Consider the following 24,734-nt stretch of genomic DNA (forward strand, 5'->3'; position numbering starts at 1 on the left):
ATGGTAATAGTTCATTGATGAATTCTACTCATAACACTATGTTGATTTTGGGGCTTTATCTGTCTGCCGTAAAGTTTCCATAATGGTTTAAACATATTCATGAGAGAATTCAAGATGAGCCACGCCTATGGTGCGATTACAGCCACCTCACCTTTAGAAAAATTGACGATCCAACGTCGTGCTGTGGGCCAGCATGATATTAAAATTGATATTGCATATTGTGGTGTCTGTCATTCTGATATTCATCAGGTACGTTCCGAATGGGAGGGTACACAATATCCCTGTGTACCCGGTCATGAGATTGTGGGGCGAGTAAGCGAAATCGGAGAACATGTTTCCAAATTTAAAATAGGCGATTTGGTTGGTGTAGGCTGTATTGTTGATAGCTGCCGTCATTGTGCTGACTGTGAAGAGGGCTTGGAAAATTACTGTGACAACATGATCGGAACCTATAACTTTCCTACCCCAGATGCACCTGGATATACGCTGGGCGGCTATTCTCAGGACATCGTGGTTGATGAAAACTATGTGTTGAAGATCAAGCATAACGAACAGCAACTCGCTGAGGTTGCACCTTTACTATGTGCAGGAATTACGACCTATTCACCATTACGACACTGGAATGCTGGCCCAGGTAAAAAAGTGGGTATCGTAGGAATTGGTGGCTTGGGACATATGGGAATTAAGCTGGCTCATGCTATGGGGGCTTATGTTGTCGCTTTTACCACATCAGAATCGAAGAAGCAGGAAGCCTTATCTCTAGGAGCTGATGAAGTTGTCATCTCCAAAAACGCAAACGAGATGGCAACCCATCAAAGAAGTTTTGATTTAATCGTAAATACAGTTGCAGCTTCCCATAATCTAGATATTTATACTCAATTATTAAAGCGAGACGGTACGTTGACGCTGGTTGGTGCACCTGCATCTCCACATCAGTCACCTAATGTCATGAATCTCATCATGAAACGTCGATCTATTGCTGGATCAATGATTGGTAGTATTGTAGAAACTCAGGAAATGCTGGATTTCTGTGCCGAACATAATATTGTAGCGGATATTGAATTAATTACTGCCAAGGAGATTAATACTGCTTATGAACGGATGTTGAAAGGTGATATCAAATATCGGTTTGTAATTGATAATCAAACCTTAACCGAGTGATTCAAAAACAATAGCAGGAATCAGCTTGTCTATAGTCGATAAGCTGATTTTTATTATTTAATCTTTATTAAAAGTGATCTCTACATTACCACTGCCCAATACTTTCTGTAATTCTTCAGGCTGCTCCAATTTACCAATCCGTGTATAGGAATATATTGAAGAGAAAGTTTTATAAAATACCACTAAAGTTTGATTACCATAAAGCATAAGGTCGCCATTATGAATAATGCCTGGACGCTTTTCATCTGTCGGTAAAGTACCTGATAACTGACCATGCTTTTCATTGCCATTCAGTTCTTCTAGATACAAAGTCAGTGGGAGTTGTGCAATCAAGGCTTGTGTCGTGACATTATCCTCAAGAATCACTTCAAAACGATGTCCGTTAACTGTCATCCACATACTTAGCTGTTCCTTTTTCGAGATGGGTTGTGCCAGGTTCTGCTGGATTGCAGTTCCAATTAGATCCTGATTCGTTGTAGCTAAATTTGTTGCTGCACCTTGCTCTTCACTACAGGCGTTTAATCCTGTCATGTGTGCGAGAGTAAAAAAGTATCATACTGGGTTACTCTCAACCCTTTGATTTTACATAGTAAGACCTAAGCTAAAAAAATAAAGACTCATACTCAAGCAATCCAACATGACCTACTAAATTTTTTTAGAGTAATAAAGTTTCATACTTATATGAAGCTTTAGGCTCAATGAGTTAATTTCATCTTATAAGTCTTATAAAAATTAAATAAACAAAAGATTACTTTGTAAGGCAGAAAACATTCTAAATTGGAATATCAATCGAATTAAAAGGATACTATTGAAAAATGAAAAAAACTTATATTCTTGCTTTTAATAACAGGCCAGTTATACGCTGCTGATAGTAATACTGCTTCTCCTGAACCTGTAATCACCTATAATGCTTCTGTTGCGAATTCAATTGATAATATTGCTGAAAAATTACGTGAATTTCAGGATAAAAATCCTAATGCTAGTGAAGCTGAATTAAATGAATATGCCGATTCTTTATTGAAAACAGAGGTAGTGCAAACTCCGGGGCGCTCATCCAGAGCTACAATTTCTTCTGTATATACCGATATGGACGGATATATAAATGGTTATCTAAATGCTCAAGAACAAGCACTTTATAATGCAAACCGAGCTAAGGGTTTACTATGTATTGCTAATGCCAAAACTGCTATAGATCTTACTAAAGCGAGATATGTAAATACTAGTTCAGTTATGCATAATGGAAATGGTGATGCATTTAGACATGCTGTTTGGAACTTTGGCATGACAATAGATGTTGGAGCCGATTTTGCAAAAAAATGGAGTGATGCACATGAGTTCGGTTCTACTGGACAGCCTGCAACAGAACGTTCTATGGATATTTATAATAACTCGATAGGTATCAGTTTAGGGAAAAACAATCCTACGACGCTTTTACAATCATCATTTGCGAGTTTAACTCAAGCTCAAGTAAGGGCAGGAAGATTGAAAATCATATCAAATGGCAACTTGGTATGGTCAAATTCAGTCGGTGAAAAATAAAAAATTTAGGATTTATAAGGTGAAATGTCTATGACTTTTAATAAAGGTATTTTATTAGGTGTGGTGAGTATATTTATAGTGGCTTGCTCACCTATGGAAAAAGATAATGGAACTATCACCGTGAATAACAAAACTGATAGTCCCGTTTATAATGTTAATTTTAAGTATAAAACATCAAAAAGAGTAGATGTTATTGGTGATTTAGCACCGAATGCTTCATATAAATATCAAATACAGTATTCAGATACTGAGGATTCAATAAGTATTAATTATACGGACAAAGATAAAAAACTTCATTCTGAGTCTGTAGTAGCATATTCTGCTAAATATGATAAAGAAAATCTTATATTTGATATCAAGTAGATATATCAAATTAATTTAAAAAACCACTGCAAAGTGGTTTTTTTGTAGAATTAAGAAAGTTATGGATAATAGAGTATTAAACACTATTACTCAGTATGATAGTTTAATACTTAGTATGAAACTTTATTACTCTCATACATCATGGCCGCTATGGCCATGACAGACATTACCCTCATTCGATTTTTTAGATTCATATTTAAGTTTCCTTAATTTTTTTGCTTCATGGTAAGACGTGAAGTTAAAATCGCAGAAATCACTAAAATAATGGCACTAACCCCAAAAGTCGCCTGATAACCACTATGGTCAAATAACATACCACCTAGCGTTGAGCCCAATGCGATTGCGAGCTGAACAACTGCCACCATTAAACCACCACCAGCTTCAGCATCATTAGGCAAGGTACGGGCTAACCAGCTCCACCATCCTACAGGAGCTGCCGTTCCCAAAAATCCCCATATACCCAGCAACACAGCGACCACTATTGGCCATGCCCCCAAAAAGATTAGGCTGATTGCAATGACCGCCATCATGATTGGGATCGTGATTAAGGTTGTATAAAACCCACGTTTCAGGAAAGCATTAATGACGCTGGTGCCAATAAAGCCCATCACTCCAATTCCAAGCAGAATCAGGGACAAGATCGAAATATTAACCTGAGTGATGGTTTCCAGAAATGGCCGGACATAGGTATAAAGTGAGAATTGTCCCATAAAGAACAAGCTAACTGCCAGCATGCCAATCATCACCACAGGATTACGTAATAATCCCACAATTGATGGGCGTTTTTCTGCTGGCTCAGATGTAACTTGCATAGATGGCAGGCTGATCCACTGCCAGATAAGTGCCAGTATTGCAACAGGAACCAAACTAAAAAATGCACCACGCCAGCCAATGATTGATCCCAGATAACTGCCTAAAGGCGCAGCAATAACCATAGCCAAGGCATTACCACTATTAAAGATCGCCAATGCACGAGGAACTTGTGCACTTGGCACTAAACGCATCGCCATCGCTGCCGACATTGACCAAAAGCCACCGATTACCATACCGATCAGTGCCCGACCAATCATGTAGATTGTATAGCTTTGTGCAAGTGCGACAATTGCACCTGACACCGCCATGATGGCAGTTAAAATTAATAATAGGGTTTTGCGGTTAATTTTTCCTGCCAAGCGAGAGATTGTCAAACTCGTCATGACTGCGAACGCTCCTGAAATGGCAATTCCTTGCCCCGCCATTCCCTCAGTAATTTTAAGATCTGCTGCAATTGGAGTAAGTAAACTGACGGGCATAAATTCAGAGGCAATCAATGCAAAAACGCATAAGGTCATTGCAAAAATACCACTCCAATACGCGGGTTGTTCAATATGATCTTGTTTTTCTAGAGGACTTGACATCATTATTCCCGATATAAAATTGAGACGTCAATTGTAAAAATAACCATACATGAGAATAAGGGTGTTATACAGAATAGAGTTATGTATATAATTCATGAATCAGTATTTAAAGCTATAGGATTAATAACTTCTAACACCTATTTATTTAAATAAAAAATTTACTCTTAAGCTATTAATACTTAAAAATTAAAAGACTTAGCTCACCCACTCATGAATATTACTCATAAGTCTATGCAGTTTTTTTAGACTAATCCTCTTTTATCAAATTAGATAAACTTTAAACCTGAAAGGTCCCTAGTATCCATAGTACCTTGGCGAATACCTCAGTTCTTGTAGTCTTTTATACGATTTCTAAATTACAAGTACTGTCCAATTCTTTTTCAGAAACACTAGAAGCTAAATTACGGCAAGACTATTGATGATGTGGCAATACAGAAAGCACTATTGATATTCATGTAAAAGTCACGGGCACTCCAATCCCTAAAGTAAGTTGATATGAAAATTTCTAGGAGAATCCTATGCAAAACCGATTGAAAAAAACCTTGAGTATGCTTGTACTTAGCATTGGAGCATTCAGTATGAATCAGAGTATATTCGCCGCCCCTGAGTTAAAATTAACAGATAAATGGGACAAAACATTTGCTCAAAGCAACAAAGTCGAGCATAAAAAAGTCACTTTTAAAAACCGTTATGGAATTACCTTAGCTGCCGATCTTTATCAGCCCAAAAATGCAAAAGGCAAACTTGCAGCTATTGTAGTAGGCGGACCTTTTGGTGCTGTCAAAGAACAGTCCTCTGGACTCTATGCTCAAACAATGGCAGAACGTGGTTTTGTTACTTTAGCCTTTGATCCATCTTATACGGGTGAAAGTGGAGGTGAACCACGAAATGTTGCTTCGCCAGATATCAATACTGAAGACTTTAGTGCTGCGGTTGATTTTATTGGTCTGCAACCTAATGTTGATCAAAATCGTATTGGGATGATTGGAATTTGTGGTTGGGGTGGTATGGCTTTAAATGCAACCGCAATCGATAAACGAGTAAAAGCAGTTGTTGCAAGTACGATGTATGATATGACACGTGTGATGTCTAAGGGATATAACGACAGTGTTACTCCAGAACAACGTGCTAAAAACCTTGAACAACTCAGTGCTCAACGTTGGATCGATGCGAAAAATGGACAGCCTGCCTATCAACCATCTTATAATGTATTAAAAGGTGGTGAAGCCCAATTCCAAGTGGATTATCATGATTACTATATGACTCCGCGTGGCTATCATCCTCGTGCAGTCAATTCAGGCAATGCGTGGACTGTCACCACTCCAATTTCTTTTATGAATATGCCAATTTTGACTTATATTAAAGAAATTTCACCACGTCCTATTCTTTTCGTTCATGGTGAAAAAGCACATTCACGCTATTTTAGTGAAACAGCTTATGCAGCAGCATCTCAGCCAAAAGAGCTCTTTATTGTTCCGAATGCCAACCACGTTGATCTATATGACCGTGTTGATTTGATCCCTTTCGATAAGTTAACTGACTTCTTTACTAAAAACTTGAAGTAAGGCCATCGTTTAGCCAAGTTGAATAGACTCAAGTCAGCTTGGCTTTTTTTATAGAAAGCCCAGGTTATTATCCAACCATGATGAGAAAAAAATATAAAGTTATCCTTATTTTGATTGTAGTAGGTATAGGCATACTATTTACCGCCTATATCACGTTACATCGTCCACAATTCGGAAAATTACCAGAACAGGTGCGCTTGGAACGAATCAAGCAATCTCCTCATTATATTCAGGATGAATTTGCTTATCCTGTTACAACTCCCATGCTAAGTGATGGAGAAAGTACCCTCAAAATCTTTTGGGATAATTTCTGGGCAAAGAAACAACAGACTGTACCCACACAAACTATTCCAACTGTTAAGACAAATTTATTGGCTTTGAATCCACAACAAGATGTAGTGATTTGGCTAGGGCATTCTGCTTATTATATTCAGTTGGCTGGAAAGCGTATTCTGATTGATCCGGTACTTAGTGACCATGCTGCACCTTTCTCATTTTTAGTGAAAGCATTTAAGGGAAGTACGCTATATAAAGCTAAAGATATTCCTGAGATTGACTATCTACTCATTTCCCACGATCACTATGACCATCTGGACTATGCGACCGTAACCCAGCTCAAGGATAAGGTTAAAAATGTCATCGTACCGCTTGGTATCGGTTCACATTTTGAATACTGGGGTTATCCTTTATCAAAAATCCATGAAAATGACTGGTTTGATACCCTGAGAACTGATACTGGGCTAAACATTCATATTTTACCTGCTCGCCATTATTCAGGACGGACTTTTACCCGTAATAAAACCTTATGGGCCAGCTATGCTCTAGAAACGCCAAACCACAAAATTTATTTCGGTGGTGACAGTGGCTACGGCCCACACTTTCAGCAGATTGCATCCAAGTTAGGTAGTTTTGACCTAGTGATGCTGGATAGCGGGCAATACGATCCTCGTTGGCCACTCATCCACATGAACCCAGAAGAGGCCGTGCAGGCAGCGGTCGATTTAAAGGCTAAAGCCATTATGCCAATGCATATTGGGCGGTTTTCTCTTTCACCACATGCCTGGGATGAACCTTTTCAACGTGCAGTTAAAGCCAGTGAGAAAGCGAAGTTGCCAATATATACACCTAAGATTGGGCAACCAATTTGGCTAGATGGTCAAAAAAATGAGTTTTCAGCGTGGTGGGAGAAATAAAGGATTATTCCACTACATTATTCCCAGTTTTCTAGCTGAGTGTTCTATTTTTGATATATCAGCGCAAAAAAGTGAATGCCTCAGCTAGAAATTTAAAAAAACCTAATATCTTTAGGTGACTAGCTATCTATCCATTAATTATGAAAAAGGTTCTTTAGCTATTTGAACAATACGTCATTTTTTTATTTCACGATTTTTTGCTTAGAAAGTTTTGCTGCAAGTTTTCTTAATGTTATTAAATTCTTTTCATAATGTTTATTTCGCCCCTTAAGTAAATTAGTCAATCGTTGCTGAAATAAGCACTCCTCAAGCAGATTCTTCTGCTTATTGGCAATTTTACGTGCTTCTAAATACAACCATAATGCATTATCCAAAGGATCTTTGCGTCTAACTCTTTCATCCTGAACAATCCACTTTTTCACATACAGCATTGCAGCCGACATATCCTGATCCATCAGATTTTTAAGCACATCTAGATCATAATTTTCTGATTTGTCTGTTTCGTACATCTTGTGATCTAAACGTATGACTTGCTCATTTCGCTCTTTAGCGTATTGCCATCCTAGTGGCAGGGGTTCGGGCGGTACAAAATCTTGTTGCTCTGTTAATCGTACTGTTCCACGCTCAATGACTTTGGCAATTAAAGTAACCTTAGTCTGAATAGCCACCAAAATTCTAGACATAAGGCAAACCCATTTTTAAGATGACTGATTCGAATATAAGATATCTTGCAAAAGTCACTTATCGTATTTTATAAGCTTTAATGTATCTTTAGAGTGTACCCTAAAGTAACAATTTGAAAGTTGGTAAAATCATGTATCATTTAAATGATTTTTAACCATATACAACATGTTACTTTGATATTTAAGATTTATAATTTACAAAAGTGTTCATTTTTATCCAATTGGGGTGTGAAAGCGTGAAAGGTCAAAAATTAGGCTATGTCCGAGTCAGTTCAGCCGAGCAAAATACTGGACGTCAACTTGAGGGAATTGAAGTCGACCGGATTTTTATTGATAAGGCTTCTGGAAAAAACACTGCCCGACCGAAATTTCAGGAAATGCTCAGCTATGTACGTGAAGGGGACATGATTGTTGTTCATTCCATGGATCGTTTCGCTCGTAGTCTAAAAGATTTAGTTACTGAAGTTGATCAGCTCGTCAAGAGGGGGGTTGCCATCCAGTTTGTCAAAGAAAATATTACCTTCACTGCCCAGGCTACTCCGATGGATAACCTGATGTTGCAGCTCATGGGAGCTTTTGCCCAATTTGAGCGGGAAATTATTTTAGAACGTCAGAAAGAAGGGATTAAGATCGCAGCTGCTCAGGGAAAATATAAAGGTCGTATCCATAAATTAAATCCTGATCAAGCTCAAGCCCTGCGACAAGCTTGGGATGAAAAGAAGTATTCATCCAAAGTTGATCTAGCAAAAGCATTTGGTATCAGCCGGCAGGCTGTATATCGATATTTGTCTAGAAGAGAAGATTAGTGCCTAAGGGACTTGATAAGAGTCATGTGATAAAAACCTAGCGTTTAACCTCGTATTTAATTTCAAATTTTTTTAGCTTGGAGATGAGGGTAGTAGGGTTAATTCCTCCAACCTCGTACTGCAAAGTTTGGAGTTAGTTATAGTTTCTAATCTTAAACAAGGCCTGCATTCATGCTGGCTTTCTGGCTATATTTAAAAATTTCAAATTCTCTTATTTGTTCCTATTTCTGCAGCTCATGACTGCATCTCGGAAATTTGTTCAATTAAGAGATCAAGTGCTTGGATGATGGCTTCATTCATTTCGAAGGAACAGTTGATACGGATGTGATTTTGCTTTTTATTCTTACGATAAAAAAGAATGCTGGGCGCAATTCCAATCTTGTTCTGGATCATTTTTTCATAAATGTGGCTACTATCCACCTCTTCAGGGAGCGTCACCCACAGAAAATAACCAGAGGGATAATAATGCACCGTACAATTTTCAGGTAAGTTCTTGTTGAGATACTGAAAATACTGATTTTTAAGGCGTTTTAAGGTTGTGCGTAGACCTTTTAAATGTTTTTCATAATGACGGTGGGAAAGGTAATCCACCAATGCATTTTGAATGAAGGAGTTCACTGAAATGGTACTCATCAATTGTAGATGTTGTATATGTTCAGAAAACTTCCCTGCATATACCCAGCCAACACGGAAACCTGCTCCCAAAGTTTTGGAAAAAGAAGAGCAGTGCAAGACAAAGTTTTGCTGATCATAATACTTCATGGATAGAGGTCGTTTTTGATCATAATAAAGCTCTTCATAGACATCATCTTCAATCAAAAAAATTTCATGCTGATGTAACAGTTTAGCCAATTCAAATTTAATCTCGTCACTGACTGTAAATCCAATTGGATTATGGCTGTTCAGCATCAGTAGACAGACTTTAATTGGATAGCTTGTAATGGCTTTTTTAAAGGCCTCTAAATCCATCCCATGTAATGGGTGTTCTGGAATGGTGATAACTTTTAACCCTAAATTTTCGGCTGCTTGCCATGCTCCATAGAAAATCGTTTCTTGTAGGAGGATATAATCACCTGCTTGGGTCATAGCTCTTAAGGATAGATTTAAAGCATCCAGTCCACCTGAAGTAATTACAATATCCGAAGAATCGGTGGGAATACCTTGCATACAATAGCGTTGAGCGATCAGTTTCCGGAGCTCGTAGTTTCCAGGCGGTAAGCTCGGCATTTGCTCATAGCTGACTCGGTATTTTGCTTGTTGTGCTAAGGTCTTCATCAGCTTTGGGGAGTAAAGCAGTTGGCTATCGGGAAAGGCACTTCCTAAGGGAATAATTTTTTCAGATTGAATGGATTTTAAATAACGGAATACCAGTGAGTTAATCTCAATTTTTTCATTCACAATGACTTTTTTTGCGAGTGCAGCTTGTAAGGGATTTTCTGCAACAAAGTAACCTAATTTTTCTTTTGAATAGATCAGACCTCGTGCTTCCAGTTCCTGATAGGCATTCAAAACTGTCATTAAGCTAAATCCAGAAATTTCGACTTGTTGTCTTAAAGAGGGAAGTTTCTCATCTGCCTTCCAAGCCCCTGTTTCAATAAGATGTTTGAGGCTTAAAGCGAGTTGTTCTGATTTATACATAAGGACATGCTCTTATGAGAAAGGGATAGCCGTGATTACATGGCTATCCGAGGTTTTATCAAATATGCTTTTAATAGGCCAAGCTGAGTAGCAGTCTAAAAAAGCCAGCAATTAAGCCTAAGGATAGGAAACCAAAACACCATAATAATATGAACCATGCTGTAGGATTCAAACGATTTTGCATTTTTTTCATTAGGGTCACCTTGCTTAATGATAGCCTTCATCACCAATACGCACTTTGTCACGGAACACCCAGTAGGACAAAAAGGTATAAACCAGAATAATCGGAATCAGAATGACAGCACCGACCAGTGCAAATTTCATACTCGACTCAGGAGCAGCAGCTTGCCAGATGGAAACAGTTGGCGGGATGATGTTAGGCCATAAACGGCTTTGTTGCATAAACATTCAAAAGCTGAGTTTTCCTCAATCCATTCAAATTTAAGTGACAACTTGGGTGTGAGGTCTACCTAATTCCGTAAATCTATTCAGAACTGCCACACGCGCATGAACTTCATTGACCTGACTTTGAAAATGTCTTGCCGTCAGCTTATCTCCTAATAATTTGATGCAATGCATCTTGGTTTCCACCAAACTGCGACGGTGATAGCCCGACCATTTTTTCCATAGGGTTCTGCCTAAATGCTTAACCGTTTGAAGTAACTCATTTCGTTCTATTGAACTGATTTTAGAATCTTTCCAGGGCTTGGCATTCTTCCTGGGTGGAATTACTGCATGTGCTTGACGATCTGAAATCACTTGTCTGCAGCACTTCGTGTCGTACGCCCCATCGGTATAGACAGAATTTATTCGCTCATTTGGTGGGATTTGATCCAGTAAATCACCTAGTACTTGTGAATCACTGACATTATTTGTCGTAAGCTGAACGGCACGTATTTGCAGTGTTTCAGCATCTATACCAATATGCAGTTTACGCCATTGCCGACGGTATTCAGGCTGATGTTTCTTACGCTTCCATTCACCTTCACCTAAAAATTTTAAACCCGTAGAGTCGACGAGTAGGTGTAACCCATCACGACTTTTCTGATAGCTTATCGCAATATCAATATGCTTTTGTCGTCTACAGAGGGTGGAGTACGAATATCACTGATATTCGGGGCTGCTCAGCCACAGAGTTTAATCAGGCTTTGAGCAAAGCCAGTGACCATACGTAAAGAAAGACGGAATAGAGATTTGATCATTAAACAGCATTGAATCGCTGTATCGGAATAAGTTTGATTTCGTCCGTGCTTGCCTTGTGGTTGTGCATACCATTGGGTCTTAGGATCAAACCAGATTGAAATATTTCCTCGCTTGATTTAAGCTTGGTTATACGAGGACCAATTGGTTGTACGGTAAGTTTTAGGTGCAGGCTTCTTCATCTGGAAATTATATTGCTAAAGAAGCCCTCAAGAATAGCTTTGTGCAACAAAGCCAATCAGAATTAGGATTGTAAATTTTTCACCCACCGAATTTTTTTGTGCTAGCTGTTATAATGCGCCAAATTGCTGCCAAGTCTCATCATTATGTAAAGAGTCATAATAATTTTGCAGTTCTACTAAATCATAATATTGAATATAAGCTAATAGCAATAGGCCGAGGATCAGTCCAACTTTAAGACAACTAAGTCTATTTGGCTTTCTATATAAATTATCTATTCCAAAAGCAGTTAGAATTAAAGAAGGAACCAATACAATTGTTTTTAAATGGTTTAGAAAGTGAATTCCATGTGTATACAATAACCCAATAATAAGCAAAACTATCCCTAAACTGGTGTAAATACGGTCATGCAGAGAAGTGCGTAACGCGAAATTACATTGAAAAGCTAAAATAAAAGTTGCAAATAAATAAAAACCAGTTCCACCAATAATGAACGTATAAATTGCATTGAATAGGCAATAAGCCAACAACACTGATAGTGCGAAAGAATAGAGTTTGGTATAGAGAATGTGTGAAAAGGTGAAAATCTGTTTCATAATTTGCTCTATTGAAAACTCACATCCTATTAAAAGAGGATTTGAAGCTTAACATACTATTCACTTTTTGCCACTGGGGCATGTTTTTTTAGTGTTGGAGATGGCTTGAATAAATGTCGCGTACGAGTAGAGCTTAGACCACAGATTATTAAACACAGCGTCCCTCCAATAAGTACTGCTGGCACCACAGAAAAATAGCGCGTCATCAGGCTCATGTGTAGGGCACCGAGCTGATTGCCTGAAGTGACTAATATGCCATTTAAAGCCGCTACACGCCCTAATAGTGCTTTTGGGGGGAGTTGATGTAATAAAGTTTGTCGAATGACCATGCTAATGCTATCAAAGGCACCGATTAAAACAAGGAAGAAGACTGAGAGCCAAACATGGGAGGATAGTGCAAAGGCTAAAATACATAAAGCAATTGCAAAACTACTATAGAGCATATTTCTCCATGCATTTTGCATCGGAGAATAACAGGTCAACATCAACATCATGATACAGGCGCCAATAGCTGGTGCAGCTCTGAGTATACCTAAGCCTTCAACACCAAGATGCAGGATATCGTGTGCAAAAATAGGCAGTAAGATAATGACACTACAAAAAAGCATGACGCTGAGATCCAGCAACATACTCCAAAACATTAGTGGATGTTTAAAAATAAACAAATAGGCTTCTTTCAAACTTTTGCTCAAATGCTGTTTATGTGGGCTAGGGAATTGACGAGGACTTAATCTGAATAAGCAGATGCTACCCACGCAACACAAGAAAAAAACAATAAAGAGGGTCTTTTCAAGCCCAAGTTGGCCGAGTAAAAGTCCTGCGCATAAAGGCGCTAAAATGCCGCCTATTTGCCAAATGAGCGCGGTCCATGTGGCTGCATTGCTATAGGCTGACTCGGGGGTTAGAAAAGGGCGTAATGAATTAAATGATGGGCTGTAAATGCCTCTAAGTATGCCTAAGCAAAAGATGAGGCTATAAATGCCGCATAAAAGTGTATTTTGTTGAATGTGCTGTTGTTGGTACTGAGAAAAAAGAACAATAAATAATAATGGAATTAAAGTGCTACAGCTAAAACTCCACTGCACAATTTTTTGTCGGTTATAGCGATCAGCCCAGTCGCCACTGATCAGGGAGAGGCAAATAAAGGGGAGTAACTCAATTAAGGCAATCATGCCAAGGCTGAGTGGATTTTGAGTGAGTTGATAGATACTATAGGCAATGACGACTTCTTGAATCATGATGGTTAGAATTAAGCACAACTGATTGACACTCAGAAGTGAAAAATCACGTGAACGAAAAGCCAAAAAAGCATCGGAATGGAAAAGCGACATAAACAGAATAGTTTCAAATATGAATTAAAAAAGGATGGCGCAAAGTCCATCCTTTTTAGGGTTTAAAGCAGATTACTGTGCTTTTGCTACCGCAATAGTTTCGTCATTTGCAGCTTTAGCCATAGGTGTATATTTCAAACCAAGGGTTGTGCTGGTGTATTGGCGAACTTGGTCAAGAAGCACAGGATTAGTGCTGAGTTCTTGTTGGTACGATTTTACAATTTCATGTAATTTCGGATTCCATTTACCTGCTACTTGCTGAGGGAATGCTTTTTCAAGCAAGCTCAACATAATATAAGGGGAAGTTGAAGCACCAGGAGACGCACCTAATAGGGCAGTCACAGCACCATCTTGTGATGCAAAAATCTCGGTACCAAATTGCAAGCTTGCAGGTTTGCCTGGTTCTTTCTTAATGATTTGAACACGTTGACCACCTTGATTCATGCGCCAGTCTTCTGGTTTTGCATCAGGATAGTATTTTTTCAACTCATTAAAACGGTCTTCATCGGTCATCATGACTTGGCTAACTAAGTATTTCACCAAATCAAGATTTTCCATACCCACAGCGGTCATTGGTAAAACGTTGTTCTTAGTGGTTGATTTCAATAAATCAAGCTGAGAACCTTGTTTTAAGAACTTGTTTGAATAAGTTGCAAATGGACCAAACAACACATATTTTTTACCGTCGATATAACGTGTATCAATATGTGGAACAGACATTGGCGGTGCGCCTAATTCAGCACGACCATAAACTTTTGCAGTATGACCTTCAGTGACTTTTGGGTTGTCGGTCATTAAGAACACGCCACCTACAGGGAAGCCAGCATATTGCTTCGCTTCTGGTAAGCCTGTCATTTGTAAAAGTTTAACCGCTGCACCGCCTGCACCAATAAAGACAAAGCGCGTTTTCACGTGATCTGTTTTCCCTGTAGTGAGGTTTTTAAATGCAACAGTCCACGTTTTATCATCGTTTTGGCTAATGCCAGTCACTTCAGTCGATGTTTGTAACTGGAAATTAGATTGTTTTTTAAGGTGATCGACCAATTGAGTGGTGATCGAACCATAGTTCACATCCGAACCTACATCCATGCGTGTTGCAGCTACTTTTTGTGCAGCATCACGGCCATTCATCACCAATGGGGCCCATTGTTTAATTTCAGCAGGATCCTCAGAGAATTTCATGCCATAAAACATTGGGTTTTTAACCATTGCAGCGTAACGTTTTTCGAGGAAATTCACGTTATCGCCCCAAACGAAAGCAATGTGCGGTACAGGGTTGATGAAACTATTTGGTCGTCCCAAAACACCTTCTTTGACTTGATAAGACCAGAACTGTTTTGCAACTTCAAATTGTTCAGCCACTTTTGCAGCTTTGGTAATGTCCATTTTCCCATCTTTTTCAGAGGTGTAGTTCATTTCCATAAAGCCAGAGTGACCTGTGCCAGCATTATTGAAGCCGTTAGAGCTTTCTTGTGCAACTTTGTCTAGGCGTTCATACATGCGAATTTGCCAGTTTGGCTCAAGTTCACTAAGATATGTGCCTAGGGTTGCACTCATGATGCCCCCACCAACTAAGACTGCGTCAACGACAGGCTCATTGCTGGTGTTTTGAATTTTCTTAGACGCGATAGGTCTAAATAAAAAGATTAGTGCTGCAATAATAAGCAGAACGATGAATACCAATAGGTATTTTAAAAATTTGTTCATGCGATTATGACCATGGAGGGCAGGTTTGGATCGCTTTATAGCGAAGACAAGAATAACAATTATGGTGATAGGAACACTTGTAAAGAATTAGCTTAGAGAATTGAAGTAATACTCAAAATTACAAGTATGCAAAGATTAACGTTCGAAGCTATCACACATTTTTGATTGATGGATATTTTAGACTAAATACATATTGACTTAGTAATTTTTATTGTAAATGAACATGATTAAAATATAAATACCAATGATGTTTGTTTTTATTGGTTTTTATTGGTTTTTATTGGTTTTTATTTTAATTCAATATCTGGGTTAAAAAATCAGATGTTGAATATTTATACAAATACTCAGTAATTTATGAAAAAGAAGCTTATAACTTGTTTCAAGATTACTTTCCAACGGCTTTATTGCACAAAGATTTGAAAGGCAAAGCGCCCCTAATTGAGCCAAATTTAAGGTGAACCGTACCGGGTTTGTCGGAGAGTCAATATTCTGAGAGACTATCCCAATGACAAAATTAAAATATACCCCTGAAATCAGAGAAAGAGCGGTTCAATTATTGATTGAATCTGAAAAAGATTATCCTTCTACTTGGGCTGCAATCACAGCAATTGCGCCTAAGATTGGTTGTACTCCTGAAACACTTCGTGCCTGGCATCAAAAGCATTTAGATCAGCAAAATCCTATTAAAGTACAACAGATATCTGATCAAGAAAAAATGAAGCAAATGGAACGTGAAATTAAAGAATTAAAGCGTGCCAATGAAATTCTACGTAAAGCAGCCGCTTTTTTCGCCCAGGCGGAGCTCGACCGCCCACACAAATAATGGTGGATTTCATCCATAACAATAAAGACTTATATGGTGTTGATGCGATTTGTAGGATTTTACCGATCGCAGCTTCAACCTATTACCGGACCCTAGATCTCTGCGAAAATCCAGAACATCGAGCAAAGCAAGATTTACATGACTTGCATCATGCTGAGGAGATTAAACGAATTTGGAAGGAAAGTTCAGGTCAATATGGTGTACGTAAAGTCTGGCAAAAACTGAAACGTGAAGGCTATATTATTGCACGCTGTACTGTTGCTCGATTAATGAAAAAGCTAGGTATACAAGGTGTTTGGCGAGGTAAGAACAAACAAACCACCCGTAGCCGAGATGACCAAAAACGAGCACCTGACTTGGTGAAACGGAATTTTAGAGCTGATCAGCCTAATCACTTGTGGGTTGCTGACTTTACCTATATTCAAACAAATTCAGGCTGGGTCTATACCGCCTTTATTATTGATGTGTTCTCACGAGCAATTGTTGGCTGGAAAGTATCTACACGAATGAATACAGATATGGTGCTCGATGCATTACTAAATTGGGTAGATTGGTTCAATAAAGAGCGTGTACACAGTGCACTGGGTTATGTATCGCCTTTTGAGTTTGAAGCAATGTACTATGATAAGATTAACCCGTTAGGTCAGGTGGCCTAACTTAAATAAAAAAGTCTCCGACAAACCCGGTACGGTTCATTTCGTATTCGCTATTTCCATAAGGTTACCCTAATTCTTGTATCGCTCCTGACATAATAACATAACTAATAAGTAACCATGAATCATAGAGCAGAAATGTGAATAGTCATAACATGGGGTTACACTTCAAATGCCAATTTAAGACTTGCAAAATTAATGGTTAATTAATTGGTTACTAAGGACTAGCCAATCTAAATATAAATTTTATTTAACAATTACTTATAGAAATATGTGATGCGTATGATACGCATCATATGAATATCGCTTAAATTTGCTATAATTGAATTGAGCAGTGCCATTTGTGGTTAGGTTAAAAATTCATGAGTCTTACTGAAATTAAGGTACGTCAAGCTAAACCAAAGGAAAAAATCTATTTTCTGGCAGATGATGATGGCTTAAGTTTGAAGGTAGAACCAAACGGGCGTAAATCTTGGAGTTACCGCTATTCACTTGCAGGGACAAATAAACGTCCTCGCATGAAGTTGGGTGAATATCCTGTAATGTCCTTGAAAGAGGCCAGATCAGTCCGGGATGAATATAAATTTAATAATTATGAAAATAAACCACTGCATAAAAAATACATCAAAACTTTTCAGGATATTTGTGAAGAGTGGTTAGAATTTAAAATTAAAAATTCCTTTGAAGATGAACCACGATGCGGTGTAATTCAGCTCGCAAAAAAATGTTTAGATCAGGATGTTTATCCAAATATTGGACTAATGCCATTTATTGAAATTAAAAGATATGATCTAGTTAAGATTATTAAAAATATAGAATCTAGAAATGTAAAAGAACCTGTAAAGAAAGCCTATAGTTATTTAAATCAGATTTATGATTATGCGGTAGCGATGGGGTATTGTGAATATAATATTGCACATGGACTTCATAAAATATTAGTCAACAATAAGATTAAGAAAAACTATCCTCATTTAAATTCAGATGAACTATCTAATTTCTTAGCTAAATTAAATCAGATTAATACAGATCCTATTATTAAAAAAGCCCTGTTATTTAAATTATATACAGGCGTCCGTGGTGGAGAATTATTGCTTTGTGAACCACATCACTTCGATCTAGATAAAAAAATATGGAAAATACCAGCCTTACATATTAAACAATATAGAAGAAAGGTTATTTTAGGTCATGATATCCCTGATTTTTTTGTTCCACTATCTGATCAAGCACTTGAAGTTGTGAAATCAGCACTCGTTTGGTCTCATGGCGAAAAATATGTGTTTTCTAGCCCCCGAAACAATAATAAACCTATTCATTTTAATACCCTGAACTTGATTATCAGAAAAATGGGATATACTAAAAATGAATTAACTTCTCATGGGTTACGATCGACATTTAGTACCATATTAAATGAATCCGGTTTATTTCAATCAAATTGGATTGAAGCACAGCTATCTCATACTGATAAAAATAAAACCCGTGCAAGTTATAATCATGCAGAATATTTTAATCAGCGTATGGAAATGATGCAATGGTGGGGCGATTTTATTGATAGTTGTACTGTAAATTAATGGTTATGAAATCCAAGTTTTAATTAGAATAAGCTTTGTTGCACAAACCTATTCACCGCCATAAATCATTATCTAAAATTGCATCTCGTGATAAAAGCTCAATGGGCCGGTTCTATGGCTATAAATTACATGTTGTGATGAATCAACTTAGAGAAATAGTCTGTTCACAATGATGATTTCTCTTAACTCGTAAAGTTTATGACGGTGTTGAACGTGTTCAATTGAATCTTAAGCAAGGTAAATGGACAGAAGAGAACTTCATTAAGCCGTATCAAAATATTCTTGAAGAATAGGCATTTCATTTCACATTAGAGCGAGAATCTCATGAGAAAGTTGCCTGATTGAATGTAGTGAATAGATTCATTGCATAATTGTTGACTAAAATTTTCTATATCAGCCTGATTAAGATTAATCGGGCTGATTCTGTTAGGTCGAATATAATAGCGACCTGCTTCAATCATTTTTATTTGAACTTTATTTTATGTCACAGCTTGCTTCTCATTTTAAGCACAATCAGTTTTGTATTTTGTTGGAATATTTAAGTTCTGCTAAAGGCATTGCTGTACCAATGTCTTTAGCAGAATTTCCATGTGCGATCACTTTGGCAGATCGAGTGCATGCCGATAGTGATTTGGCACCACTTGAATGTGCGAAGACATTTCCTTCATCAGTGGAAAAAATCATCCATTATTCAGGGAAAGGTCGGGATATTACTGATTTTGAGACCTTCTTAAAATCAACTCAAGCTTCGGGACAGAAAAATTTACTGCTTCTCACAGGTGATAAGTTAAAAGGGCATACAAATGGTCAAGATGGAACGAATCGCACCCGATATTTAGAGTCTGTAAATGCGGTCATGGCCGCAAAGTGTTATGGTGGATTTCACATTGGTGTAGCTTTTAATCCCTTTAAATATGCTGAAGCTGAACGTGATGCACAATATTTAAAACTTCACAAAAAGATTAAAGCAGGAGCAGACTTTATCGTTACCCAGTTGGGTTACGATATGGAGGCTTTAAAACAAGCCAAGGCTTTTTTAAATCGTCATCGATACCCACAAAATATACTTGCTTGTGTTATGCCACTTAGTTTGGCACGTGCCAATTTTATGGTGAAACATAATGTCGCAGGAATTGTGATTACACCACACATGTTACGAGTGTTGGCTCAGGAAGAACAGGATGGACGAACTGAGAATGCTTATAAACGTTGTGCTATACAAATATTGATGTGTAAATATTTGGGTTTTGCAGGTGTGCATCTTTCAGCATGCCATAAGCCTGAAGAGCAAAAGCTTTTAGAAAAATATATTGAACAATATCGACATTATGGTTTACAGGAACTCGAAGCACTCTGGAATGCACTGTGGCAAGTGAAGACTAAAAATGAACTCGTGCCAGAATTAGCTTATTATTCCCGCCAACCATCCTCTAGCCAGCTTATTAAATATCAGCAATTGCATTTCATGCACAAGGCTCTATTTGAGTCCAAAATTGCCAAAGGTGTGGGGCATTTTATTTTTAAAGCCTCATTCTGGGAAAATACGCCTGCAGCAAAAGCATTGTTAAAAACTGAATTTATCTCTAAGCAAGGGGTCGTGGGTTGTGAAAGTTGTGGTCAATGTAGGTTAGGAGATACTTTATATATTTGCCCTGAAACTTGTCCCAAAGGATTGGCGAATGATCCTTGTGGTGGTACGACATTGGATCGCTGTGAGTTTGGAGATCGTGAATGCATCATTCTGTGAAAGCCCGACTTGCCAAAGCCGTGGGACAGACTGACGTTCTAAAAGAAAAACTGATTCCAACTGTACCCATTGAAGTCCGTGGAACCAGTTCCTGGAAAAATTGGTATCTGGCGACTGAAGCTTAGCTTTCATCATCCATGGCATTCGAATAAAATTTCACGCCCAATTTGATGCGATCACGACCTTGGCTCATACGCCAACGGTTGGTATCACGTAAGGAGTATACACAGCCACAATATTCTTGTTGGTAGAATTCTTCCTTCTTGCTGATTTCAAGCATACGAACAGCACCACCATTTTTACGCCAGTTGTAGTCCCAATAGGTGATACCTTCATAATGTGAAGCAGAACGATGCCCACAATCATTGATCTGCTTCATATCTTTCCAACGAGAAATACCCAATGAGCTACTAATTAGGCTGAAGCCATTTTCAGCTGCATAAAGGGCAGTCCGTTCAAAGCGCATATCAAAACACATGGTACAGCGAATACCTTTCTCTGGCTCATTTTCCATGCCTTTGGCACGTGCAAACCAATTGTCTGTATCGTAATCACAGTCAATAAAAGGAATATTATGTTTTTCTGCAAAGCGAATATTTTCTTCCTTACGGATTTCATATTCCTTGACAGGGTGAATATTGGGATTATAAAAAAAGATCGAAAAGTCAATGCCTGATTCAATTAGGGTTTCCATCACTTCACCCGAGCATGGTGCACAGCAGGAGTGAAGCAGAAGCTTATCGTGACCTGCTGGGAGAGTCAATTTCTGACGTTCAAGTTTGTTTGACATAGTTATATGGGTTTAAATCTAAACCCTATATTTTAACGATTTAATTAGATAGTAAGGATTTGATATACTGATATTTTCTAAGGTTAAGATGAAAGAAATTCACTAATTGAAATTTAATAAGAACGGCTTTGTTGCACAAACCTATCTGTAAAGGTGAACCGTACCGGGTTTGTCGGAGACTTCTTTATTTAAGTTAGGCCACCTGACCTAACGGGTTAATCTTATCATAGTACATTGCTTCAAACTCAAAAGGCGATACATAACCCAGTGCACTGTGTACACGCTCTTTATTGAACCAATCTACCCAATTTAGTGTCGCAAGTTGTACATCTGCTAAACCTTGCCAATCTGCTTTTAAATATTCAATCACCTCTGTTTTGTATAAGCCATTCACCGTTTCAGCCAGAGCATTATCGTATGAATCACCAGTTGTACCGACTGATGCTCGTAAATTTGCTGCTTCTAAACGATTGGTATAGCGAATGGAAAGATATTGCACACCTCTGTCGGAATGATGAATCACATTCTTTGGCATGCCTCGATCATGCAATGCTTGCTCCAATGCATCGAGCACCATATCTGTATTCATTCGTGTAGATACTTTCCAGCCAACAATTGCTCGTGAGAACACATCAATAATAAAGGCGGTATAGACCCAGCCTGAATTTGTTTGAATATAGGTAAAGTCAGCAACCCACAAGTGATTAGGCTGATCAGCTCTAAAATTCCGTTTCACCAAGTCAGGTGCTCGTTTTTGGTCATCTCGGCTACGGGTGGTTTGTTTGTTCTTACCTCGCCAAACACCTTGTATACCTAGCTTTTTCATTAATCGAGCAACAGTACAGCGTGCAATAATATAGCCTTCACGTTTCAGTTTTTGCCAGACTTTACGTACACCATACCGACCTGAACTTTCCTTCCAAATTCGTTTAATCTCCTCAGCATGATGCAAGTCATGTAAATCTCGCTTTGCTCGATGTTCTGGATTTTCGCAGAGATCTAGAGTCCGGTAATAGGTTGAAGCTGCGATCGGTAAAATTCTACAAATCGCATCAACACCATATAAGTCTTTATTGTTATGGATGAAATCCACCATTATTTGTGTGGGCGGTCGAGCTCCGCCTGGGCAAAAAAAGCGGCTGCTTTACGTAGAATCTCATTGGCGCGTTGCAGTTCTTTATTTTCGCGTTCGAGTTGTTTGATACGTTCTTGGTCTGAAAGCTGCTGTACTTTAACTGGATTTTGTTTATCTAAATATTTTTGATACCAAACACGTAGTGTTTCAGGAGTACAACCCTTGCGCAGTATACTGCTCAGGGAGCAATAGCGGTGATCGCAGCCCAATTCGATGGATAATCTTTTTCAGATTCAATCAATAATTGAACCGCTCTTTCTCTGATTTCAGGGGTATATTTTAATTTTGTCATCGGAATAGTCTCTCAGAATATTGAGTCTCCGACAAACCCGGTACGGTTCTATCTTTGGTAGAGTTGCAAAAAACATTACCAATTTCAGATAAAGATTTTAGATAGCCGCTTAGCTTACTGAATAACTAAAAATCCTCAGCATCTTTAATTTATTAAGATGAGTATTTCTCATCTTAAGCTGAATTTATATCGTTTTACTCATGTTATGATTCACGCTTAAATACAGCCATACAGAAATTTAGCTTTTTATAAAAATTTAGGGTGGCCTATCTCCATGAGTACAGCATTTCAATGTTCAATTAAACGTATTCGTTTTGATGAGAACTATACGCCTGCAAACAACACACGTTTAACCACCAACTTTGCTAATTTGGCACGTGGCGAAAGCCGCCAAGAAAACCTTGCTCGTACCCTTGCAATGATCAACAATCGTTTCAATAGCTTGGCCACCGTGGACAATCCAAAAGGTGATCGCTATTCACTTGAAATCGATATCATCTCGGCTGAAATTGATATCGAAGGCAATGGTCAAACCTTTCCATTTATTGAAACTTTAAAAAGTACCATCCTTGACCACCACACCAATGAGCGTATTGAAGGCATGATCGGCAATAGCTTCTCATCTTATGTGCGTGATTACGACTTCAGCGTGGTATTGCCACAATTGGGTTGTGGTGTAGGTGAAAAACCTGAAGATTTTGGCAATCTACATGGCAAGCTTTATCAACATTTAGTCAATTCAGATGTATTTAAAGCAGAATTTAAAAAACAACCTGTCATTTGCTTAAGCGTTTCAACATCTAAAACGTATTTCCGTACAGCCAACGTACATCCTATTTTGGGTGTGGAATACAAAAATGATGAATATTCACGTACCGATGAATATTTTGCAAAAATGGGTTTACGTGTACGCTACTTTAAACCAGAAGGTGGTAATGCACCATTAGCATTCTATTTCGCTGGCGATTTGGTCCGTGATTACACTGATTTTGAATTGATCAGTGCTATTGCGACCATGGAAAGTTTCCAAAAAATTTATCGTCCTGAAATTTACAACACCAACTCTCCGGCAGGTGTGGAGTATCAACCAAGCTTGAGCTATGGCGATTACTCACTGACACGTATCGTTTATGACCGTGTTGAACGTGGTGAGTTAGCGGTTAAGCAAGGTAAATGGACAGAAGAAAACTTCATTAAGCCTTATCAAGACATTTTAAATGAATGGGCAGCAAACTTTAAGGTCGAAACAGCTGCTTAAGACATCGAATTGACACACAGACTGACGAATTTTAGAGAAAGAAGATTAGACATGGCGCTTACACAACCGAAACTTTTACTCCCAACTTCAACTGCGGGTAGCTTGCCAAAACCGTCTTGGTTAGCTGAACCTGAAAAATTATGGTCTGCATGGAAGCTTGAAGGCGAAGAATTATTAGAAGCTAAACGTGATGCTTTGAAATTATCATTACATGAGCAAGTCACTGCAGGTATCGATATCGTGAGTGATGGTGAGCAAACCCGTCAGCACTTTGTAACCACGTTTATTGAACATCTTGAAGGTGTAGATTTCGAAAAGCGTGAAACCATGCGTATTCGTAATCGTTATGATGCAAGTGTACCTTCAGTTGTGGGTGAAGTTTCTCGTAAAAAAGCAGTGTTTGTAGACGATGCGAAATTTTTACGCAGCCAAACCAGTCAGCCAATTAAATGGGCGTTGCCTGGTCCAATGACCATGATTGATACACTTTTTGACGGACACTACAAGAGCCGTGAAAAACTGGCTTGGGAATTTGCCAAAATTTTGAACCAAGAAGCTTTAGAACTTGAAGCAGCAGGCGTAGACATTATCCAATTTGATGAACCTGCGTTTAACGTATTCTTTGATGAAGTGAATGACTGGGGTGTACCAACCTTAGAACGTGCACTTGAAGGTCTAAAATGTGAAACTGCAGTTCATATTTGCTATGGTTACGGCATTAAAGCCAATACAGATTGGAAACAAACTTTAGGTAATGAATGGCGTCAATACGAAGAGTCATTCCCGAAACTACAACAATCTAAGCTCGATATTATTTCACTTGAATGCCAAAACTCACGTGTACCAATGGATTTAATCGAATTGATCCGTGGTAAGAAAGTGATGGTGGGTGCCATTGATGTGGCAACTAGCAAAGTTGAAACTGCAGAAGAAGTGGCGAATACCTTACGTAAAGCACTTCAATTTGTTGATGCAGATAAACTCTATCCTTCAACCAACTGTGGTATGACACCACTTTCTCGCCAAGTTGCACGTGGCAAGCTTGAGGCTTTAAGCGCAGGTGCTGCCATTGTTCGTAAAGAGCTAGAAGCTTAATCAAACATAGTCTC

At 38.4% G+C, this 24,734-nt stretch carries 17 protein-coding genes, 7 pseudogenes and 2 other annotated features; of the genes and pseudogenes, 13 read left to right on the plus strand and 11 right to left on the minus strand.

Annotated elements, in window-relative coordinates; genetic code table 11:
* The first annotated feature begins 114 nt into the window (after positions 1–114).
* Entirely contained in the window at positions 115–1,161 is a 1,047-nt protein-coding gene (locus AC3IT7_RS15155; protein ID WP_489250048.1) for an NAD(P)-dependent alcohol dehydrogenase, read from the plus strand.
* A 57-nt stretch (positions 1,162–1,218) separates the two neighbouring features.
* Here the strand turns inward: AC3IT7_RS15155 and AC3IT7_RS15160 are convergent, their stop codons facing one another.
* A complete protein-coding gene (locus AC3IT7_RS15160) occupies positions 1,219–1,692 on the minus strand; it encodes a cyclophilin-like fold protein (RefSeq protein ID WP_489250049.1) in 474 nt (157 codons plus the stop codon).
* 303 nt (positions 1,693–1,995) lie between these two features.
* On the opposite strand from AC3IT7_RS15160, the gene AC3IT7_RS15165 reads away from it, so the two are divergent.
* Both AC3IT7_RS15165 and AC3IT7_RS15170 read left to right on the plus strand, forming a co-directional pair.
* The gene (locus AC3IT7_RS15165) at positions 1,996–2,700 is read left to right on the plus strand and encodes a DUF6973 domain-containing protein (RefSeq protein WP_489250050.1); all 705 of its coding nucleotides are present in this window, start codon (positions 1,996–1,998) and stop codon (positions 2,698–2,700) included.
* Positions 2,701–2,730: 30 nt separating this feature from the next.
* Positions 2,731–3,063, plus strand: a complete 333-nt coding sequence (locus AC3IT7_RS15170; RefSeq protein ID WP_131319475.1) for a hypothetical protein — start codon at positions 2,731–2,733, stop codon at positions 3,061–3,063.
* Between the two features lie 206 nt (positions 3,064–3,269).
* On the opposite strand, the gene AC3IT7_RS15175 is transcribed toward AC3IT7_RS15170, so the two are convergent.
* On the minus strand, positions 3,270–4,460 hold the full coding sequence (locus tag AC3IT7_RS15175) for an MFS transporter (RefSeq protein ID WP_154773764.1): 1,191 nt from the start codon (positions 4,458–4,460) through the stop codon (positions 3,270–3,272).
* A 518-nt stretch (positions 4,461–4,978) separates the two neighbouring features.
* On the opposite strand from AC3IT7_RS15175, the gene AC3IT7_RS15180 reads away from it, so the two are divergent.
* Together AC3IT7_RS15180 and AC3IT7_RS15185 are read left to right on the plus strand one after the other, a co-directional pair.
* Positions 4,979–6,025, plus strand: coding sequence for an alpha/beta hydrolase (locus AC3IT7_RS15180; protein WP_154773765.1), 1,047 nt, complete (start codon positions 4,979–4,981; stop codon positions 6,023–6,025).
* Positions 6,026–6,102: 77 nt separating this feature from the next.
* Positions 6,103–7,218 carry an MBL fold metallo-hydrolase gene (locus AC3IT7_RS15185; protein WP_154773766.1) on the plus strand — a complete coding sequence of 372 codons (1,116 nt, stop codon included), beginning with the start codon at positions 6,103–6,105 and terminating at the stop codon, positions 7,216–7,218.
* Positions 7,219–7,400: 182 nt separating this feature from the next.
* Here AC3IT7_RS15185 and AC3IT7_RS15190 read toward each other — a convergent pair whose 3' ends face one another.
* Positions 7,401–7,901, minus strand: a complete 501-nt coding sequence (locus AC3IT7_RS15190; RefSeq protein ID WP_228273485.1) for a hypothetical protein — start codon at positions 7,899–7,901, stop codon at positions 7,401–7,403.
* Between the two features lie 236 nt (positions 7,902–8,137).
* Between AC3IT7_RS15190 and AC3IT7_RS15195 the strand changes: the two genes are divergently transcribed.
* Positions 8,138–8,707, plus strand: coding sequence for a recombinase family protein (locus AC3IT7_RS15195; protein ID WP_205668336.1), 570 nt, complete (start codon positions 8,138–8,140; stop codon positions 8,705–8,707).
* A 234-nt stretch (positions 8,708–8,941) separates the two neighbouring features.
* Here AC3IT7_RS15195 and AC3IT7_RS15200 read toward each other — a convergent pair whose 3' ends face one another.
* The 6 genes and pseudogenes from AC3IT7_RS15200 to mqo all read right to left on the minus strand — a co-directional run bounded on the left by AC3IT7_RS15200 (position 8,942) and on the right by mqo (position 15,359).
* A complete protein-coding gene (locus AC3IT7_RS15200) occupies positions 8,942–10,345 on the minus strand; it encodes an aminotransferase-like domain-containing protein (RefSeq protein ID WP_489250051.1) in 1,404 nt (467 codons plus the stop codon).
* A gap of 207 nt (positions 10,346–10,552) precedes the next feature.
* Positions 10,553–10,732 (minus strand): annotated as a pseudogene (locus AC3IT7_RS15205) (cytochrome d ubiquinol oxidase subunit II); the annotation flags it as partial.
* A gap of 54 nt (positions 10,733–10,786) precedes the next feature.
* A pseudogene (locus AC3IT7_RS15210) lies at positions 10,787–11,727 on the minus strand (IS5 family transposase).
* A 108-nt stretch (positions 11,728–11,835) separates the two neighbouring features.
* On the minus strand, positions 11,836–12,321 hold the full coding sequence (locus tag AC3IT7_RS15215; RefSeq protein ID WP_035337386.1) for a hypothetical protein: 486 nt from the start codon (positions 12,319–12,321) through the stop codon (positions 11,836–11,838).
* Between the two features lie 56 nt (positions 12,322–12,377).
* Positions 12,378–13,652, minus strand: a complete 1,275-nt coding sequence (locus tag AC3IT7_RS15220; protein WP_489250052.1) for an MFS transporter — start codon at positions 13,650–13,652, stop codon at positions 12,378–12,380.
* Between the two features lie 72 nt (positions 13,653–13,724).
* Positions 13,725–15,359, minus strand: coding sequence for a malate dehydrogenase (quinone) (mqo, locus tag AC3IT7_RS15225; RefSeq protein ID WP_005093636.1), 1,635 nt, complete (start codon positions 15,357–15,359; stop codon positions 13,725–13,727).
* A gap of 505 nt (positions 15,360–15,864) precedes the next feature.
* Between mqo and AC3IT7_RS15230 the strand changes: the two are divergent.
* The 5 genes and pseudogenes from AC3IT7_RS15230 (at position 15,865) to AC3IT7_RS15250 (ending at position 20,275) form a co-directional block, all read left to right on the plus strand.
* Positions 15,865–16,838, plus strand: a pseudogene (locus tag AC3IT7_RS15230) (IS3 family transposase).
* Positions 16,140–16,256, plus strand: a sequence feature (AL1L pseudoknot). (Overlaps the previous pseudogene by 117 nt.)
* Positions 16,839–17,197: 359 nt before the next feature.
* The gene (locus tag AC3IT7_RS15235) at positions 17,198–18,403 is read left to right on the plus strand and encodes a tyrosine-type recombinase/integrase (RefSeq protein WP_479741525.1); all 1,206 of its coding nucleotides are present in this window, start codon (positions 17,198–17,200) and stop codon (positions 18,401–18,403) included.
* Positions 18,404–18,453: 50 nt separating this feature from the next.
* A pseudogene (locus tag AC3IT7_RS15240) lies at positions 18,454–18,570 on the plus strand (transposase); the annotation flags it as partial.
* Positions 18,571–18,579: 9 nt separating this feature from the next.
* Positions 18,580–18,696, plus strand: a pseudogene (locus AC3IT7_RS15245) (putative oxygenase MesX); the annotation flags it as partial.
* 188 nt (positions 18,697–18,884) lie between these two features.
* Positions 18,885–20,275: pseudogene (locus tag AC3IT7_RS15250) on the plus strand (methylenetetrahydrofolate reductase C-terminal domain-containing protein).
* Here AC3IT7_RS15250 and AC3IT7_RS15255 read toward each other — a convergent pair.
* Entirely contained in the window at positions 20,272–20,940 is a 669-nt protein-coding gene (locus tag AC3IT7_RS15255) for an epoxyqueuosine reductase QueH (RefSeq protein WP_004647714.1), read from the minus strand. The pseudogene AC3IT7_RS15250 and the gene AC3IT7_RS15255 sit on opposite strands and share 4 nt — an antisense overlap.
* 193 nt (positions 20,941–21,133) lie before the next feature.
* Positions 21,134–22,367, minus strand: a pseudogene (locus AC3IT7_RS15260) (IS3 family transposase).
* Positions 21,962–22,078, minus strand: a sequence feature (AL1L pseudoknot). (Overlaps the previous pseudogene by 117 nt.)
* 274 nt (positions 22,368–22,641) lie before the next feature.
* Between AC3IT7_RS15260 and AC3IT7_RS15265 the strand changes: the two are divergent.
* Both AC3IT7_RS15265 and AC3IT7_RS15270 read left to right on the plus strand, forming a co-directional pair.
* Complete coding sequence (locus tag AC3IT7_RS15265; RefSeq protein ID WP_005093804.1) at positions 22,642–23,625, plus strand: putative oxygenase MesX; 984 nt, start codon at positions 22,642–22,644, stop codon at positions 23,623–23,625.
* A gap of 51 nt (positions 23,626–23,676) precedes the next feature.
* Positions 23,677–24,720, plus strand: coding sequence for a methionine synthase (locus AC3IT7_RS15270; protein ID WP_004733166.1), 1,044 nt, complete (start codon positions 23,677–23,679; stop codon positions 24,718–24,720).
* Positions 24,721–24,734 lie beyond the last annotated feature (14 nt).

This window comes from Acinetobacter sp. KH_038, assembly GCF_057839405.1.

Bases quoted from the DNA above. Each gene is read 5' to 3' on its own strand.
- AC3IT7_RS15155 (WP_489250048.1), top strand. From the start codon at position 115: ATGAGCCACGCCTATGGTGCGATTACAGCCACCTCACCTTTAGAAAAA.
- AC3IT7_RS15160 (WP_489250049.1), bottom strand. From the start codon at position 1,692: ATGACAGGATTAAACGCCTGTAGTGAAGAGCAAGGTGCAGCAACAAAT.
- AC3IT7_RS15170 (WP_131319475.1), top strand. From the start codon at position 2,731: ATGACTTTTAATAAAGGTATTTTATTAGGTGTGGTGAGTATATTTATA.
- AC3IT7_RS15175 (WP_154773764.1), bottom strand. From the start codon at position 4,460: ATGTCAAGTCCTCTAGAAAAACAAGATCATATTGAACAACCCGCGTAT.
- AC3IT7_RS15180 (WP_154773765.1), top strand. From the start codon at position 4,979: ATGCAAAACCGATTGAAAAAAACCTTGAGTATGCTTGTACTTAGCATT.
- AC3IT7_RS15185 (WP_154773766.1), top strand. From the start codon at position 6,103: ATGATGAGAAAAAAATATAAAGTTATCCTTATTTTGATTGTAGTAGGT.
- AC3IT7_RS15190 (WP_228273485.1), bottom strand. From the start codon at position 7,901: ATGTCTAGAATTTTGGTGGCTATTCAGACTAAGGTTACTTTAATTGCC.
- AC3IT7_RS15200 (WP_489250051.1), bottom strand. From the start codon at position 10,345: ATGTATAAATCAGAACAACTCGCTTTAAGCCTCAAACATCTTATTGAA.
- AC3IT7_RS15215 (WP_035337386.1), bottom strand. From the start codon at position 12,321: ATGAAACAGATTTTCACCTTTTCACACATTCTCTATACCAAACTCTAT.
- AC3IT7_RS15220 (WP_489250052.1), bottom strand. From the start codon at position 13,652: ATGTCGCTTTTCCATTCCGATGCTTTTTTGGCTTTTCGTTCACGTGAT.
- mqo (WP_005093636.1), bottom strand. From the start codon at position 15,359: ATGAACAAATTTTTAAAATACCTATTGGTATTCATCGTTCTGCTTATT.
- AC3IT7_RS15235 (WP_479741525.1), top strand. From the start codon at position 17,198: ATGAGTCTTACTGAAATTAAGGTACGTCAAGCTAAACCAAAGGAAAAA.
- AC3IT7_RS15255 (WP_004647714.1), bottom strand. From the start codon at position 20,940: ATGTCAAACAAACTTGAACGTCAGAAATTGACTCTCCCAGCAGGTCAC.
- AC3IT7_RS15265 (WP_005093804.1), top strand. From the start codon at position 22,642: ATGAGTACAGCATTTCAATGTTCAATTAAACGTATTCGTTTTGATGAG.
- AC3IT7_RS15270 (WP_004733166.1), top strand. From the start codon at position 23,677: ATGGCGCTTACACAACCGAAACTTTTACTCCCAACTTCAACTGCGGGT.